The organism is Pectobacterium odoriferum (assembly GCF_009931295.1).
GTDB lineage: Bacteria > Pseudomonadota > Gammaproteobacteria > Enterobacterales > Enterobacteriaceae > Pectobacterium > Pectobacterium odoriferum.
Genome location: NZ_CP034938.1, coordinates 3,652,348 through 3,666,408, shown reverse-complemented (window position 1 = coordinate 3,666,408; position 14,061 = coordinate 3,652,348). Strand labels below are relative to the sequence as shown.

Genomic DNA, 14,061 nt, shown 5'->3' with positions numbered 1-14,061 from the left:
AAAAAGCATTGACGTAATAGTGCCATCATCTTAGTATTCATCCCGCTCAATGAGCGCGAGTGGAGCGGTAGTTCAGTTGGTTAGAATACCTGCCTGTCACGCAGGGGGTCGCGGGTTCGAGCCCCGTCCGTTCCGCCACTTATATGAAGACCCTGAATCAGCAATGATTCAGGGTTTTTTCATTTCTGGCTCTGTAGAAAAAGGGCTGTAGAAAAAATTCGGCCACCCAGAACGCGGTGGCCGTTTTTTTAGAAGTCCCAGTCTTCGTCTTCGGTGTTGACGGCTTTACCGATCACATAAGATGAACCTGAGCCAGAGAAGAAGTCGTGGTTCTCATCAGCGTTTGGCGATAGCGCCGAGAGAATCGCGGGATTCACATCCGTCATGCTGGCGGGGAACAACGCTTCATAGCCCAGATTCATCAGCGCTTTGTTCGCGTTGTAGTGGAGGAATTTCTTCACGTCTTCCGTCCAACCGACGCCGTCATAGAGTTCCTGCGTATACAACACCTCATTGTCATACAAATCCTGTAGCAGATCGTAAGCGAAATTTTTCACCTGCTGCTGACGAGCGGGATCGGCCTTCGCCACCCCGCGCTGGAATTTGTAGCCAATATAGTAGCCGTGTACCGCTTCGTCGCGGATGATCAGTCGGATCAAATCCGCTGTGTTGGTCAGTTTGGCGCGGCTTGACCAGTACATTGGCAGATAGAACCCAGAGTAGAACAGGAATGATTCCAGAAACACGCTGGCGACTTTCTTCATCAGCGGATCGTCACTGCGGTAGTGCGACAGAATAATGTCGGACTTCTTCTGTAGCGCCGTATTCTCTTCGCTCCAGCGATACGCATCATCAACTTCGCTGGTAGACACAGCGTCGAGAAAATAGAGCTGTATGAGCGGGCATGCACCGCTTCCATAAAGCTGATGTTAGACAGCACGGCTTCTTCATGCGGTGTCACCGCATCGGGCATGAGCGTCGGCGCGCCCAGCGTATTTTGGATGGTATCTAACAGCGTTAGGCCGGTGAACACGCGGATCGTCAACTGACGCTCGTGAGCATTCAGCGTACTCCACGACGGAATATCGTTAGAAAGCGGCACTTTTTTCCGGCAGCCAGAAGTTAGACGTCAGCCGGTTCCAGACTTCCAAATCTTTGTCGTCTTCAATTTTGTTCCAGTTAATCGCCTGGACGCGAGTGAGTGCGGTCATGCTTCGATTTCCTTCCGCGATGGCTTATAGCGCACAGGACACGCAGCCCTGAACTTCGGTGCCTTCCAGCGCCATCTGCCGTATGCGAATGTAATAAATAGTCTTAATGCCTTTGGTCCAGGCGTAGATCTGCGCTTTATTGATGTCGCGCGTGGTGGCGGTATCGCGGAAAAACAGCGTCAGCGACAGCCCCTGATCGACGTGCTGCGTGGCGGCGGCATAGGTGTCGATAATCTTCTGCGGCCCGATTTCATAGGCATCCTGGTAATACTCCAGATTGTCATTGTTCATATAAGGAGCAGGGTAGTAGACGCGACCGATCTTGCCCTCCTTACGAATTTCGATACGTGACACAATCGGGTGAATGCTGGATGTCGAGTGGTTGATATACGAAATCGAACCGGTCGGCGGAACCGCTTGCAGGTTCTGGTTGTAAATGCCGTGCGCAATAACAGATTCGCGCAGTGCCGCCCAGTCCTGCTGAGTGGGAATGTGGATGCCAGCCTGTTCAAACAGCTCACGTGCGCGCGCCGTTGTGGGTTCCCAGCGTTGCTCAATGTATTTATCAAAATACTCGCCTGTGGCGTATTTGGAGAGTTCAAAGCCTGAAAAACGCTGGTTCCGTTCTATTGCCAACGCATTCGATGCCCGAATCGCGTGGAAGGCGACGGTGTAAAAATAGATATTGGTGAAATCAACGGCTTCTTCTGTACCGTAAAAAATACGTTCTTTCGCCAGATAGCCGTGCAGGTTCATCTGGCCTAAACCAATCGCATGCGATTGGTCGTTGCCTTTCTCGATGGATGGCACGGAGCTGATGTGGCTCATATCGGAAACGGCGGTCAGCGCGCGGATTGCCATTTCAACTGTCTGACCGAAATCGGGCGAGGCCATCGCGTTGGCGATATTCATCGAAGCGAGGTTACAGGAGATGTCTTTACCAATATGGCGATAGCCAAGATCGTCGTCGTACAGGCTGGCCTCGTTGACCTGCAAAATCTCAGAGCACAGGTTACTCATATTGATGCGGCCGTGAATTGGGTTCACACGATTCACGGTATCTTCAAACATCATGTAGGGATAACCGGACTCGAACTGGATTTCAGCGAGAATCTGGAAGAATTCGCGTGCCTTAATTTGGGATTTGCGGATGCGCTTGTCGTTTACCATCTCGTGGTATTTTTCGGTCACGCTAATTTCTGACAGCGGCACGCCATAAACCTGTTCGACGTCATACGGCGAGAACAGGTACATCACCTGATTATTCTTCGCCAACTGGAACGTGATATCGGGGATGACCACACCTAAAGACAGCGTTTTGATGCGGATTTTTTCATCGGCATTTTCCCGCTTGGTATCCAGAAAACGCAGAATATCCGGGTGATGCGCATTGAGGTACACCGCCCCTGCGCCCTGACGCGCACCAAGCTGGTTGGCGTAGGAGAACGCATCCTCCAGCATTTTCATGATCGGGATGATGCCGGACGATTGGTTTTCGATGCGTTTTATCGGCGCGCCGGTCTCGCGGATGTTGGTGAGCATGAAGGCCACACCGCCGCCGCGTTTTGAGAGCTGAAGCGCGGAGTTAATCGCGCGACCAATCGATTCCATATTGTCTTCAATGCGCAGCAGGAAGCAGGAGACCAGTTCGCCGCGCTGCTTTTTACCGCAATTGAGGAACGTGGGGGTGGCTGGCTGGAAGCGTCCGCTGATGATCTCGTCGACCAGCGCGCTAGCGAGTGCAGTATCCCCTTTGGCGAGGGTCAGTGCCACGAGGCAGACGCGATCTTCGTAGCGTTCCAGATAGCGTTTGCCGTCAAAGGTTTTCAGCGTATAGCCGGTGTAGTATTTGAACGCACCCAGAAAGGTTTGAAAGCGGAACTTGTGAGCGTAAGCCTGCTGGAATAGGCTTTTGATGAAATCGAAGTGGTATTGATCCAGCACGTCCGCTTCGTAGTAGCCTTCTTCAACCAGATAACGCAGCTTTTCTTCCAGATTGTGGAAGAACACGGTGTTCTGGTTCACATGCTGTAGGAAATAACGGCGTGCCGCGAGCTTATCCATCTCGAACTGGATATTCCCCTCTGCGTCGTAGAGGTTGAGCATCGCGTTCAGCGCATGGTAGTCAAGTGTATGGTAATCGAGTGAGTGGGCATCCGCTTCGGCTTTGGTTGCCTTTGCACTCACGTGGTCTGTTGTTGCCAAAATTCAGTTACTCCCTTACGCACGTTTGCAACGTCTTCTGCCGTGCCGAGCAATTCAAAGCGGTACAGGTAGGGCACCTGACATTTCTGCGCAATGATGTCGCCAGCGATGCAGTACGCTGCACCGAAATTGGTATTGCCTGCGGCAATCACGCCGCGCAGATAAGCGCGATTGTGCGGATCGTTGAGAAAGATGATGACCTGACGCGGCACAGCCCCTTTCGTGCTGCCTCCGCCGTAGCTGGGGACAACCAGAATATAGGGGCGATCAACTTTCAAAGCAGGCTGTTCTGTCGCTATCGGGATTCTCAGGGCTGGTAAGCCAACCCTGGAAATGAAGCGATGCGTGTTTTCCGACTGGCTGGAGAAATAGACCAGCGGGTTCATATTCCCCCCTTACTGCAATTGCAGGGCGGCGTTCAAAGTACTGATCTTATCTGGGCGGAAGCCGCTCCAATGATCGTCGGCCGTCATCACGACGGTACCTGCTGATAGCCTAACGCTCTTACCTGCTGTAACGCCTGTTCATCTTCAGTTAAGTCCACCAGTTGATAGTTAATTCCTTGCTTGTCCAACGCACGGCATGTGGCGTTGCATTGAACACAATCTGGCTTAGTGAAAATAGTAATACGCATGATTCGTATTTACCCTTTGGCGTGAAAGAAGTATGTCGGAGCGGCTATCTTCAGGGCATGTGTGCCCGAACCGATCCACTGGGTAGCGACCCCTTACGCGAGGGCTACACAAAGAATACTAGATGTAGGTGTTTTAAATTTCAACCACACAAGATATATGATTTTTAATTGACCTTATACAAAATGACGCAAACCTAGATGCAGCAAGGGTGAGAGAGAATGCAAGTAAAAAATGCAGAAAGAAATAAATGTGACGCGCATCATTTTTGACGAAATAGTGTGCGACGAAATGAAAGATATATGAACGTGTTACACCTCAACCCTCCTCAGGCGCTGTACCTTATACATTAATACAGGGAGTCATCATGGGCTTTGTCCTTATCCGGCGTAAAAATTATGCAGCGGTGAACATGAACACCGATGGCACCGCGTAGCGGCATAATTTAGCCGGAAGCCTGGGTTCGCAGGGCGGCGGCGACTGAGCGCCCTGCGTCGGGCGCGTGCTACGGGGTAGCATGAAAATGACGGCATCATCGCGCACGAAATAGTCTCTTAGTCGGCATAAAAAATGTGACTAAGAGACAACCCTGTGAAGGGATATGTATTGATTACAGTACTGGCAGGTTTCTGCCGTAATAGATTTCCTGCATTTCGTGATACAGCAGATCGGTGATTCTTTTCCGTTCAGCCGTGCTGAGTTCTTCAGGGCTGACGTTGAACAGGTAGTGTTTCAGGTCGAAGTCTTTCAATAGCATCTTGGTATGGAAAATATTTTCCTGATACACGTTCACGTCCATCATGTGATAGAGCGCTTTCATATCCTCGGACATGAAGTTCTGAACCGAATTGATCTGATGATCGATGAAATGTTTTATGCCGTTGACATCACGGGTAAATCCTCGCACGCGATAGTCGATGGTCACAATATCAGATTCAAGCTGGTGGATGAGGTAGTTCAGTGCCTTCAGCGGCGAAATTACGCCACAGGTAGAGACTTCGATATCCGCACGGAAGGTACAAAGCCCACCTTCCGGGTGGCTTTCCGGATAGGTATGAACGCAGATATGGCTTTTATCCAGATGCGCAACAACGGAATGGGGCAGCGGCCCTGGATGTTCTGAGGTATCGACATCTCGTGGATCGATGGGCTCTTCGCTGACCAAAATGGTCACGCTGGCACCTTGTGGATCGTAATCCTGACGCGCGATGTTAAGGACGTTGGCACCGATAATTGAGCAGGTTTCAGTGAGGATTTCTGTTAAACGGTTAGCGTTATATTGTTCGTCGATGTAGGCGATGTAACCATCGCGATCGTCGGCCGTTTTGGTGTAACAGATATCGTAGATACAAAAACTCAGGCTTTTCGTCAGGTTGTTGAAGCCGTGTAGTTTCAGCTTGTGCAATTTACGTCACCCCCTTGTGGTTGTGTGGTTACCCTAAGTGATGGGCTATTGCGCATTCTGTAACGCGCTCAACAGATACTGTGGCAGGGCAAAACTGCCGACGTGAACATCCGGTGTGTAATAGCGACAGGTGATACCAGAGTGTGCAAAACGCTGGCGCAGCGTGGCGGTGTCTATCTGACGCAGCGCCGGGTTATTGCTGGCCCAGGCGAACGTCATAATGCCGCCGTAATACGTCGGGATCGCTGCCTGATAAAAGCTGACATCGTTGAAATAGTGGCTGAGTTTTTTATGGCTGCCGACGGCTTCATCCTGTTGCAGGAAGCACACGCCATTCTGAGCGACGAAAATCCCGCCTTCGTTCAGGCAACGGGCGCAGCCCTGATAGAAATCGGAGGTGAACAAGCTTTCGCCGGGGCCGATAGGGTCGGTGCAATCGGAAATGATGACGTCAAATTTTTCGCTGCACTGTCTGACGAAGTTAACGCCGTCATCAATCACCAGATTAAAACGCAGGTCGTCATAGCTACCGGCGCTGTGATTGGGCAGGTACTGGCGACAAAACTCCACCACGCCCGCATCGATTTCTACCATCGTGATCTGTTCGACGCCGCGGTGTCGGCTGACTTCTCGCAGCATACCGCCATCGCCGCCACCGATAATCAGTACGCGTTTGGCGCTGCCGTGTGACAGAAGGGGAACGTGGGTGAGCATTTCGTGATAGATGAATTCATCGCGCTCGGTGGTTTGCACCACACCGTCAAGCGCCATCACGCGACCTAATGCGTCGTTTTCAAAGATGATGAGATCTTGATGATCGGTCTTCTCGTGATACAGCACGCGATCAACCGAAAAGTACTGACCAAAGTTGGCATGTAGGGTTTCATACCAAATTTCTTTCTGGGACATGTTAGGGCTTCCTCCGCGATAACAGCCATGAAAATTGGCGCGCCATCATAGCCGACTCTTTTGCCGCTTGCACGGTCAAATTTCAGTCAGCGCGGAGGAGGGGGGAACTACTGTGCGTAGGAGAGCAGACCGAGTGAATTACGTGCCAGAGACTGGCATTTCTTCGGCGTCGGGATAGCGATTTTACTCAGGTCGCGATAGCTGTCTTCACCCATCGCCGTCATATCGTAAGCGTTGTAATTGCTGAGATCCCAGCGATTTTGCTGAGCAAATGCGACCAGTGTCCGACGAATCTGTTCATTCGGCAGATCTTGATAGCCACAGTGGTTTTTCAGATAAACAAAGATTGCGGTCAGATCGGCGAGATCTTCCGCTTCAAATTCATTCAGCGCCTTGCTGGCGGAAGAGAAGCTCATCAGGCTTAGCAGGAGCAGAGCCAGCGCAGAGTTTTTCATGGTTGAACCTGTTCCAAATGTTGTCAGATGACGTTATCACAGATATCCCGTGAGGTTCCAAGTTTTCTTACGGGAAACCTCTGATTGCGATAAAAAATGAATGGCGAAAAGGCGGAAAACTCATAATCGCAATCTATTGAAATGGTTGATTTTTATTTTGGTGACAGTCGGCGATGGCAATCGCCTCAGGTTAATCGCAGGATTAAAGCCCATTTATCGCTGTTTGATACGATGACGCCACCGTCAGCCTCTGTTATTAATAACAGCGATCTCACCTAATACAGTTTTTATTCTATGATCTCCGGTGTCTGGCGCGTCAGTAGTTGGTTGTTGGCGGGACTGTTGCTGCTTCCTTTAGCAACGGTTTTTTATCAGGCTTTTTTTGCCGATGGGATGGGATTTACCCAACTGTGGCAAATCGGGTTACCCACCTATCTGATACATTCAGCGGTCATCGTAATTGGCACGCTTTTCTTCAGTTTACTGTTTGGATTGCCTTCCGCCTGGTTTATCGCCATGTACCGTTTTCCCGGTCATCGCGTGTTGCAATGGGCGCTTTGCCTGCCGCTCGCGATGCCCGCGTTCCTGCTCGCCTACCTTTATACTGATGTGTTACGGCATCTGTCCCGGTTGTTGCAGGAAGGCGGGTGGCAGATAGCCCCATCGTGGGGAGAATCCCACGTTGCTGGGCTACCCGTTGCGCTAGGCTGCATAAGTCTGGTGTTGGCACTGGTGCTCTATCCCTATATTTACCTGTTGGTGCGCGAAGCGCTGGTGAAACAACCTGCCAGCCTTATCCATTCGGCGCGTTTACTGAATCAGACGCGCGCTCAGGTATTCCGCCGCTTATGTTTACCTATTGCACGGCCTGCGATTGCCTGCGGCGGTGCGCTAGTGGTGGTTGAAACATTGGGCGATTATGGTGCGGCGTCTTATCTTGATACCCCAACCCTGACAACACAGGTGCTGGATATCTGGCAGCAGCAGGGCGATCTCGGTGCGGCAGCACGCCTTGGCGTGTTGATTTTACCTGCGATCTTCCTCTTGATGTTTCTGGTTAATTTCTGGCGTCGCAAGCAGAGAATTTATCAAGCTCAAGCGAATCCTTCTCAGGTGGTTCCGCCTGTGTTGAGCGGGTGGCGCAGCAGGGTAGTACGTGGCTACTGTTGGGGAATCGTTTGTCTGTCGTTTCTGTTCCCGCTGTTGTATCTACTCTTTTTGGCCCTCCGACACATGCTGTCGGTGTGGGATATGACGTTCCTCCATGCAGTGATGAATAGCCTGTTGGCGTCCGCCATCGCGACAGCCGTTATTACGCTGATGGCGCTGTCGTTTATCTTCTATACACGCACGGCTGGAGTGTTTGCCAATCAGACGCCGGTTCGGCTAGTCAGCCTGAGTTTTGCTTTGCCTGGCGCGATACTGGCTGTTGGGCTATTTACCTTGCTGTCGCTGGTGGACAGCGGAATTAATCTGTTTGCCAGCGCGGCGGGGTTACCTCCAACGGATGCCTTGCTTGCGGGATCGCTGTTTATTCTCATCCTCGCCTATAGCGTTAAATTTGGACGCCTGATGCTGGACAGCCTTGAGCGCAGTATGGAAGCCATCCCGCGTTCGCTGGATAGCGTGAGCCTTGTACTGGGCGCTTCTCCCCTCAGCCGCTGGTCACGCGTGCATATTCCTCTGTTGCGCCGTAGCCTGTTCATCGGGGCGCTGCTGATTTTCACGGAAAGCATGAAAGAGCTGAATGTGTCGCTGCTGCTGCGCCCTTTCGGGATTGATACGTTGGCAACGTATGTTTTTCGCTTTACGGCGAGTGAGCAGATTGCATCATTTGCTTTTCCTGCGTTTGTGCTGGTGGCGGTAGGGCTAATCCCTGTTTTCTGGCTGAATCGCGTACTGAATATAAAAGGATAATGACATGGCCGCGTCGATAGATATTCTGAGCGTTCAGGCGGTAAGTTGTACGCTACAGCAGTCTCCCGTGTTGGAGAACATCTCGTTTGCCGTGCGTGATGATGAGACGATTTGCCTGCTGGGTAGGAACGGCTGCGGTAAAACGGCGCTATTACAGGCGATCGCTGGCCTGCTGCCGATTACTCAGGGCAAGATCTTGCTGGAGGGTGAACCCGTCAGTTCACCGCAAGAGTATGTCCTGCCTGAGCTGCGTCAGGTTGGCCTGATTTTTCAAGACTATGCGCTCTTTCCGCATCTGACGGTGGAAGGCAACATTGCGTTTGGTTTATATGGCCGCCCGGAAAGCGAGGTGAAGCCAATCTGTGCGGAGATGCTGACGCTCTTGCAACTGGATGATGTTGCCGCGCGTTATCCGCATGAGCTATCGAATGAACAGCAACAGCGTTTGGCGATTGCCCGCGCGCTAGCCTGTGAGCCGAAACTGCTGTTGCTGGATGAACCCTTCCCAGGGCTGGACAGCCAGACTCGCTACCGCTTGATCACCGAATTGCGGCAGGTTCTCAAACAGCGCCATGTCGCGGCGGTTTTTGCCACGCACAGCCGAGAGGAGGCTTTTGCCTGCGCCGACCATCTGATTCTGCTGGATGAAGGGAAAATTATGCAGCAGGGCTATCCCTCCGAGCTGTACCATCGGCCGAATAGCCGCTTTGTCGCTGATTTTATGGGGAATACGAACTATTTGCCTGTGAAAATTATGAGCGACCATCAATGGCAAAGCCCATTGGGCGATCATCAGGCGACACATCCGCTCAATCAGCCGATGGATTCACAATGCGACTGGATGGTGCGCCCAGCAGACGTGGCGCTGGCGCTCGATCCCGATGGTCCGGCGTCGATCGAAGATAGGCTATTTATGGGCACATCAAACTTGTATCGGGTGAAGATGGGAGAACTGATGCTGCTGGTGCAGACCGGCAACTGGTTTGAACCGGGACAGCAGGTGCGTTTAAGCATTAAGACGGATCCGCCAGTCTTGTACCCTGCTTTACCCGCCGCCAGCGGTCTGGCTGACGGCCCTGAAACGAAATGATTATGTCTCTGCATGCAGGTCTGCTGCTGGCATGAGCCACGTGCTGTTGTGTTTTTCAAACCCTAATTTCGGGTAGTAATCCACCGCCAGCGGCGCGGCCAGCAAAATAATTTTGCAGCCTTTTTTAAGCTGTTGAGCGGTTTGTTGAATCAGCTTCTTACCTATTCCCGCATGCTGACAGTCCTCTGATACCGCCAGATCGGACAGATAACAGCAAAAATGAAAATCCGTCACGCTGCGCGCGATCCCAACCAGTGTCTCCCCTTGCCAGGCGGAAACCAGCAAGTTGGCGAGCTTAAGCATACCTGCAATTGCCGCCTCATCATCCAGTGGGCGGCGTGGCCCCAATGAGGTTTTCGCCAACAGCTCAATGAACTGCTGGCTGGAAAGTGGGGCATTCACTTTGTAGCAAACATCCACTGGTGGTGTACGCATGGTGTCTCCTTCATGGTGTAGTTTCTGATATACTTCGCGCGCTTGGGCATTGCCCGGGCTGATTCAAACGTCAGCATTGGCGCATCATCGATAATGAATCTGTCATTTTGCCGATGGTGCTGAATACCTTACTTCAAAGAGTTATCAGTATGATGAAACATACCGTGGAAGTCATGATTTCTGAGCAAGAAGTGATGGCGCGGGTTACCGAACTGGGGCAACAGATCAGCGAACACTACCGTGATAGCGGCAGCGATATGGTGCTGGTGGGGTTGTTGCGCGGATCGTTTATCTTTATGGCCGATTTATGCCGGGCGATTGATGTCCCTCACGAAGTGGATTTCATGACGGCATCCAGCTATGGCAGCGGTATGAACAGCACGCGCGATGTTAAGATCCTGAAAGATCTGGATGAGGATATTCGCGGCAAAGACGTGTTGATCGTGGAAGATATTATTGACTCGGGCAATACGCTGAGCAAAGTGCGGGAAATTCTGCAACTGCGTGCGCCGAAATCGCTGGCGATCTGTACGCTGCTGGACAAACCAGAGCGCCGTGAAGTGGCGGTGAAAGTCGAGTGGGTTGGGTTCTCGATCCCTGACGAATTCGTCGTGGGTTACGGTATCGACTATGCTCAGCACTATCGCCATTTACCTTACGTCGGCAAGGTTGTTCCACAGGAATAGCGTACCAGATAAGGCTGATGCCGTGAGCGACGCCCAGCGAGTGGGCGTCAGACAGCGTATCAAGGCAGAGAGGAAATCGCGCGGCGATAACGCTGTTCCAGCGTCTCCCGGTTGGTTGCGGTCACTTCCAGATCGCGCAGACGGCCATCCTGAATACCGTAAACCCAACCGTGGATGGTGACTTTCTGCCCACGCTTCCAGGCGGACTGCATGATGGTGGAGTGGCCGAGGTTATAAACCTGCTCGACAACGTTGATTTCACAGAGCGTATTCAGCCGCTGTTCGGGAGGCAATTCCCCCAGCAGCGAACTATGCTTGTACCACAAATCACGGATATGCAGCAGCCAGTTGTTAATCAAACCCAATTCTGGGTTTTCCACCGCAGCCTGAACACCGCCGCAGCCGTAGTGGCCGCAGATAATGATATGTTCGACTTCGAGAACTTCGACGGCATATTGCACGACAGACAGGCAATTGAGGTCGGTGTGAATAACCAGATTGGCGACGTTCCGGTGAACAAACAGTTCACCTGGCTCAAGGCTGGTCAGACTTTCCGCAGGTACGCGACTGTCCGAGCATCCAATCCATAGAAAACGGGGTCGTTGTGCCTGCGCCAGACGTTCAAAATAGCCAGGATCCTCTTCCACCATCGTTTTAGACCAAAGCTGGTTGTTCGCGATGAGCGTTTCAATTTCTTTCATGAAAGTAAATGACCTGTAACAAACAAGGGGCAGTGAGGAGTAATATAAGGCAACATGCGTCGTTTGAAAAACGATAGTTTATACTCGTCATACTTCAAGTTGCATGTGCGTTGGCTGCGTTCACTCACCCGAATCACTTACTTGAGTAAGCTCATCGGGCTTCCTTCTCTTGCCGCCTTCCTGAAACTTGAATTATTTAGAGTATATATTTGTCACACTTTGAATCTGTAGAACCCACTGATAATAAGGCAATCCATTTCTTATGACATATGCACTGGAACTGGCGCAATTAACCAAAACCTATCCGGGAGGCGTCCAGGCGTTACGGGGGATCGACCTGAACGTGGAAGCGGGCGATTTCTATGCGCTACTGGGCCCGAATGGCGCGGGAAAATCGACTACGATTGGGATTATCAGCTCGTTAGTGAATAAAAGTGCCGGGAAAGTTCGCGTCTTCGGCTATGACCTTGAGCGGGATAAAGTGAATGCGAAACGCCAACTGGGGTTGGTCCCGCAGGAATTTAACTTCAATCCTTTCGAAACGGTATTACAGATTGTGGTTAATCAGGCCGGCTATTATGGCGTGAAACGTCAGGACGCGTTGCAGCGTGCCGAAAAATACCTGAAACAGCTCGATCTGTGGGAGAAACGCAGCGAAAAAGCGATGATGTTGTCCGGTGGGATGAAGCGTCGCCTGATGATTGCGCGTGCGTTAATGCATGAGCCTAAGCTGCTGATTCTTGATGAGCCGACTGCGGGTGTAGATATCGAATTACGTCGTTCCATGTGGGGCTTTTTGAAGGAGCTGAACGCGCAGGGCACCACGATTATCCTGACGACGCACTATCTGGAAGAAGCGGAAATGCTGTGCCGCAACATCGGGATCATTCAGCGGGGTGAGCTGGTGGAGAACACCTCGATGAAGCAGCTGCTTGCTCAGCTGAAGTCCGAAACGTTTATTTTCGATCTGGCGGCGAAAAGCCCGCTGCCACAGCTTGAAGGCTATGCGTTCCGCCTGATGGATACGTCAACGCTAGAAGTCGATGTGATGCGCGAGCAAGGTCTGAACGCGTTATTCAGCCAGCTCAGTGCGCAGGGGATAACGATATTAAGTATGCGTAATAAAGCGAACCGGTTGGAAGAGCTGTTTGTCACGTTGGTTAATGGGGACGGGACGAACGGTAAGGGAGAAAAGGCATGATGCACTTGTATTGGGTAGCACTACAGAGTATCTGGGTGAAAGAAGTCACTCGATTTGGGCGTATCTGGATTCAGACGCTGGTGCCGCCAGTGATCACCATGACGCTGTATTTCATTATTTTCGGCAACCTGATCGGCTCACGTATTGGGGAAATGCACGGTTTTACCTACATGCAGTTTATCGTGCCGGGTCTGATCATGATGGCGGTGATTACCAACGCCTATGCCAACGTCGCTTCTTCCTTTTTCAGCGCCAAATTTCAACGTAATATTGAAGAACTGCTGGTCGCGCCTGTTCCGACCCATGTGATTATTGCGGGTTATATTGGCGGCGGGATCGCGCGTGGCCTGTGTGTGGGGGTTCTGGTGACGGCGGTGTCGCTGTTCTTTGTCCCGCTGCATGTTCATGCCTGGTGGATCATCGTTCTGACGCTGTTGCTGACGGCGACGCTGTTCTCGCTGGCGGGCTTATTGAATGCGGTCTTTGCGAAAACGTTTGATGATATCAGCCTGATTCCGACATTTGTGTTAACGCCGCTGACCTATCTGGGTGGGGTGTTTTACTCACTGACGCTGCTGCCGCCGTTCTGGCAGGCTGTTTCCAAGCTGAATCCGGTGGTGTACATGATTAGCGGTTTCCGTTACGGCTTCCTCGGGATTCAGGATGTGCCGCTGCTGTTCACGATGTCGGTACTGATTGCCTTTATCGTGGTGTTTTATCTGCTGGTCTGGTGGCTGATTGAGCGCGGACGCGGACTGCGGACGTAGTGTGTGAACGCTGCAAATGAGAAGGCGGTGGTAACACCGCCTTTTGCTTATCTAAAACGATCAGGCGACCTGAACTGGAATCGCTTTTGCCTGACGTTGCAGCTCGTTATCGCCAGAGAAATAGGCGACCTTCGGGCTGTGGCTTCTGGCTTCCTCGTCGGACATCTGCACATAGGAGCAGATAATCAGTTTGTCGCCCACGCAAGCAAGGCGAGCGGCAGCCCCGTTCACGGAGATAATGCGTGAGCCTCTTTCGCCCGCAATGGCGTAGGTCGAGAAACGCTGACCGTTATCAACGTTGTAGATATCAATCGCTTCGTATTCCAGAATGCCAGCGGCATCCATAAAATCCTGATCGATGGCGCAAGAGCCTTCATAATGCAAGTCGGCCTGAGTCACTTTGACTCGGTGCAGCTTGCCTTGCAGCATGGTACGTATCATCGCTTT

General features: G+C 51.8%; 13 protein-coding genes, 1 tRNA gene and 2 pseudogenes. 6 read left to right on the top strand and 10 right to left on the bottom strand.

Features of this window, described 5'->3' with window-relative positions; translation table 11 throughout:
* The first annotated feature begins 61 nt into the window (after positions 1-61).
* Positions 62-138, top strand: a tRNA-Asp gene (locus tag EO763_RS16475).
* Positions 139-248: 110 nt separating this feature from the next.
* Here the strand turns inward: EO763_RS16475 and nrdF are convergent.
* The 7 genes and pseudogenes from nrdF to EO763_RS16440 all read right to left on the bottom strand — a co-directional run bounded on the left by nrdF (position 249) and on the right by EO763_RS16440 (position 6,817).
* Positions 249-1,211: pseudogene (gene nrdF / locus EO763_RS16470) on the bottom strand (class 1b ribonucleoside-diphosphate reductase subunit beta).
* A gap of 24 nt (positions 1,212-1,235) precedes the next feature.
* Complete coding sequence (gene nrdE / locus EO763_RS16465) at positions 1,236-3,317, bottom strand: class 1b ribonucleoside-diphosphate reductase subunit alpha (protein WP_244322098.1); 2,082 nt, start codon at positions 3,315-3,317, stop codon at positions 1,236-1,238.
* 77 nt (positions 3,318-3,394) lie between these two features.
* Positions 3,395-3,802 carry a class Ib ribonucleoside-diphosphate reductase assembly flavoprotein NrdI gene (gene nrdI / locus EO763_RS16460; protein ID WP_010280810.1) on the bottom strand — a complete coding sequence of 136 codons (408 nt, stop codon included), beginning with the start codon at positions 3,800-3,802 and terminating at the stop codon, positions 3,395-3,397.
* Positions 3,803-3,811: 9 nt separating this feature from the next.
* Positions 3,812-4,050: pseudogene (gene nrdH, locus EO763_RS16455) on the bottom strand (glutaredoxin-like protein NrdH).
* Between the two features lie 608 nt (positions 4,051-4,658).
* The gene (gene speD, locus EO763_RS16450; RefSeq protein WP_125232994.1) at positions 4,659-5,453 is read right to left on the bottom strand and encodes an adenosylmethionine decarboxylase; all 795 of its coding nucleotides are present in this window, start codon (positions 5,451-5,453) and stop codon (positions 4,659-4,661) included.
* A gap of 45 nt (positions 5,454-5,498) precedes the next feature.
* Complete coding sequence (gene speE, locus EO763_RS16445; protein ID WP_161529598.1) at positions 5,499-6,362, bottom strand: polyamine aminopropyltransferase; 864 nt, start codon at positions 6,360-6,362, stop codon at positions 5,499-5,501.
* A gap of 107 nt (positions 6,363-6,469) precedes the next feature.
* Positions 6,470-6,817, bottom strand: coding sequence for a YacC family pilotin-like protein (locus EO763_RS16440; protein ID WP_011094845.1), 348 nt, complete (start codon positions 6,815-6,817; stop codon positions 6,470-6,472).
* 294 nt (positions 6,818-7,111) lie between these two features.
* Here EO763_RS16440 and EO763_RS16435 point away from each other — a divergent pair, with 294 nt between their 5' ends.
* Together EO763_RS16435 and EO763_RS16430 are read left to right on the top strand one after the other, a co-directional pair.
* Positions 7,112-8,734 (top strand): ABC transporter permease, encoded by a 1,623-nt coding sequence (locus EO763_RS16435; RefSeq protein WP_161529597.1) that lies wholly within the window; start codon positions 7,112-7,114, stop codon positions 8,732-8,734.
* 4 nt (positions 8,735-8,738) lie between these two features.
* The gene (locus EO763_RS16430; RefSeq protein ID WP_161529596.1) at positions 8,739-9,824 is read left to right on the top strand and encodes an ABC transporter ATP-binding protein; all 1,086 of its coding nucleotides are present in this window, start codon (positions 8,739-8,741) and stop codon (positions 9,822-9,824) included.
* Here the strand turns inward: EO763_RS16430 and EO763_RS16425 are convergent, their stop codons facing one another.
* On the bottom strand, positions 9,825-10,259 hold the full coding sequence (locus EO763_RS16425; protein ID WP_161529595.1) for a GNAT family N-acetyltransferase: 435 nt from the start codon (positions 10,257-10,259) through the stop codon (positions 9,825-9,827).
* A gap of 152 nt (positions 10,260-10,411) precedes the next feature.
* Here EO763_RS16425 and hpt point away from each other — a divergent pair, with 152 nt between their 5' ends.
* Complete coding sequence (hpt, locus tag EO763_RS16420; protein ID WP_029369092.1) at positions 10,412-10,945, top strand: hypoxanthine phosphoribosyltransferase; 534 nt, start codon at positions 10,412-10,414, stop codon at positions 10,943-10,945.
* Positions 10,946-11,004: 59 nt separating this feature from the next.
* Here the strand turns inward: hpt and can are convergent, their stop codons facing one another.
* A complete protein-coding gene (can, locus tag EO763_RS16415) occupies positions 11,005-11,646 on the bottom strand; it encodes a carbonate dehydratase (RefSeq protein WP_010280785.1) in 642 nt (213 codons plus the stop codon).
* Positions 11,647-11,908: 262 nt separating this feature from the next.
* Between can and EO763_RS16410 the strand changes: the two genes are divergently transcribed.
* Together EO763_RS16410 and EO763_RS16405 are read left to right on the top strand one after the other, a co-directional pair.
* Positions 11,909-12,847: an ABC transporter ATP-binding protein gene (locus EO763_RS16410; protein WP_161529594.1), complete on the top strand. Its 939-nt coding sequence runs from the start codon at positions 11,909-11,911 to the stop codon at positions 12,845-12,847.
* Positions 12,844-13,614 (top strand): ABC transporter permease, encoded by a 771-nt coding sequence (locus EO763_RS16405; protein ID WP_039360891.1) that lies wholly within the window; start codon positions 12,844-12,846, stop codon positions 13,612-13,614. Before EO763_RS16410 ends, EO763_RS16405 begins: the two co-directional genes overlap by 4 nt.
* A 60-nt stretch (positions 13,615-13,674) precedes the next feature.
* On the opposite strand, the gene panD is transcribed toward EO763_RS16405, so the two are convergent.
* The gene (gene panD, locus EO763_RS16400) at positions 13,675-14,055 is read right to left on the bottom strand and encodes an aspartate 1-decarboxylase (RefSeq protein WP_010299570.1); all 381 of its coding nucleotides are present in this window, start codon (positions 14,053-14,055) and stop codon (positions 13,675-13,677) included.
* Positions 14,056-14,061 lie beyond the last annotated feature (6 nt).

What these genes read in the sequence shown, in the direction of transcription:
- EO763_RS16405 (WP_039360891.1), top strand. Translation starts at nt 12,844, where the DNA reads ATGATGCACTTGTATTGGGTAGCACTACAGAGTATCTGGGTGAAAGAA.
- EO763_RS16410 (WP_161529594.1), top strand. Translation starts at nt 11,909, where the DNA reads ATGACATATGCACTGGAACTGGCGCAATTAACCAAAACCTATCCGGGA.
- hpt (WP_029369092.1), top strand. Translation starts at nt 10,412, where the DNA reads ATGAAACATACCGTGGAAGTCATGATTTCTGAGCAAGAAGTGATGGCG.
- speE (WP_161529598.1), bottom strand. Translation starts at nt 6,362, where the DNA reads ATGTCCCAGAAAGAAATTTGGTATGAAACCCTACATGCCAACTTTGGT.
- EO763_RS16435 (WP_161529597.1), top strand. Translation starts at nt 7,112, where the DNA reads ATGATCTCCGGTGTCTGGCGCGTCAGTAGTTGGTTGTTGGCGGGACTG.
- can (WP_010280785.1), bottom strand. Translation starts at nt 11,646, where the DNA reads ATGAAAGAAATTGAAACGCTCATCGCGAACAACCAGCTTTGGTCTAAA.
- EO763_RS16430 (WP_161529596.1), top strand. Translation starts at nt 8,739, where the DNA reads ATGGCCGCGTCGATAGATATTCTGAGCGTTCAGGCGGTAAGTTGTACG.
- nrdE (WP_244322098.1), bottom strand. Translation starts at nt 3,317, where the DNA reads ATGCTCAACCTCTACGACGCAGAGGGGAATATCCAGTTCGAGATGGAT.
- EO763_RS16440 (WP_011094845.1), bottom strand. Translation starts at nt 6,817, where the DNA reads ATGAAAAACTCTGCGCTGGCTCTGCTCCTGCTAAGCCTGATGAGCTTC.
- EO763_RS16425 (WP_161529595.1), bottom strand. Translation starts at nt 10,259, where the DNA reads ATGCGTACACCACCAGTGGATGTTTGCTACAAAGTGAATGCCCCACTT.
- nrdI (WP_010280810.1), bottom strand. Translation starts at nt 3,802, where the DNA reads ATGAACCCGCTGGTCTATTTCTCCAGCCAGTCGGAAAACACGCATCGC.
- panD (WP_010299570.1), bottom strand. Translation starts at nt 14,055, where the DNA reads ATGATACGTACCATGCTGCAAGGCAAGCTGCACCGAGTCAAAGTGACT.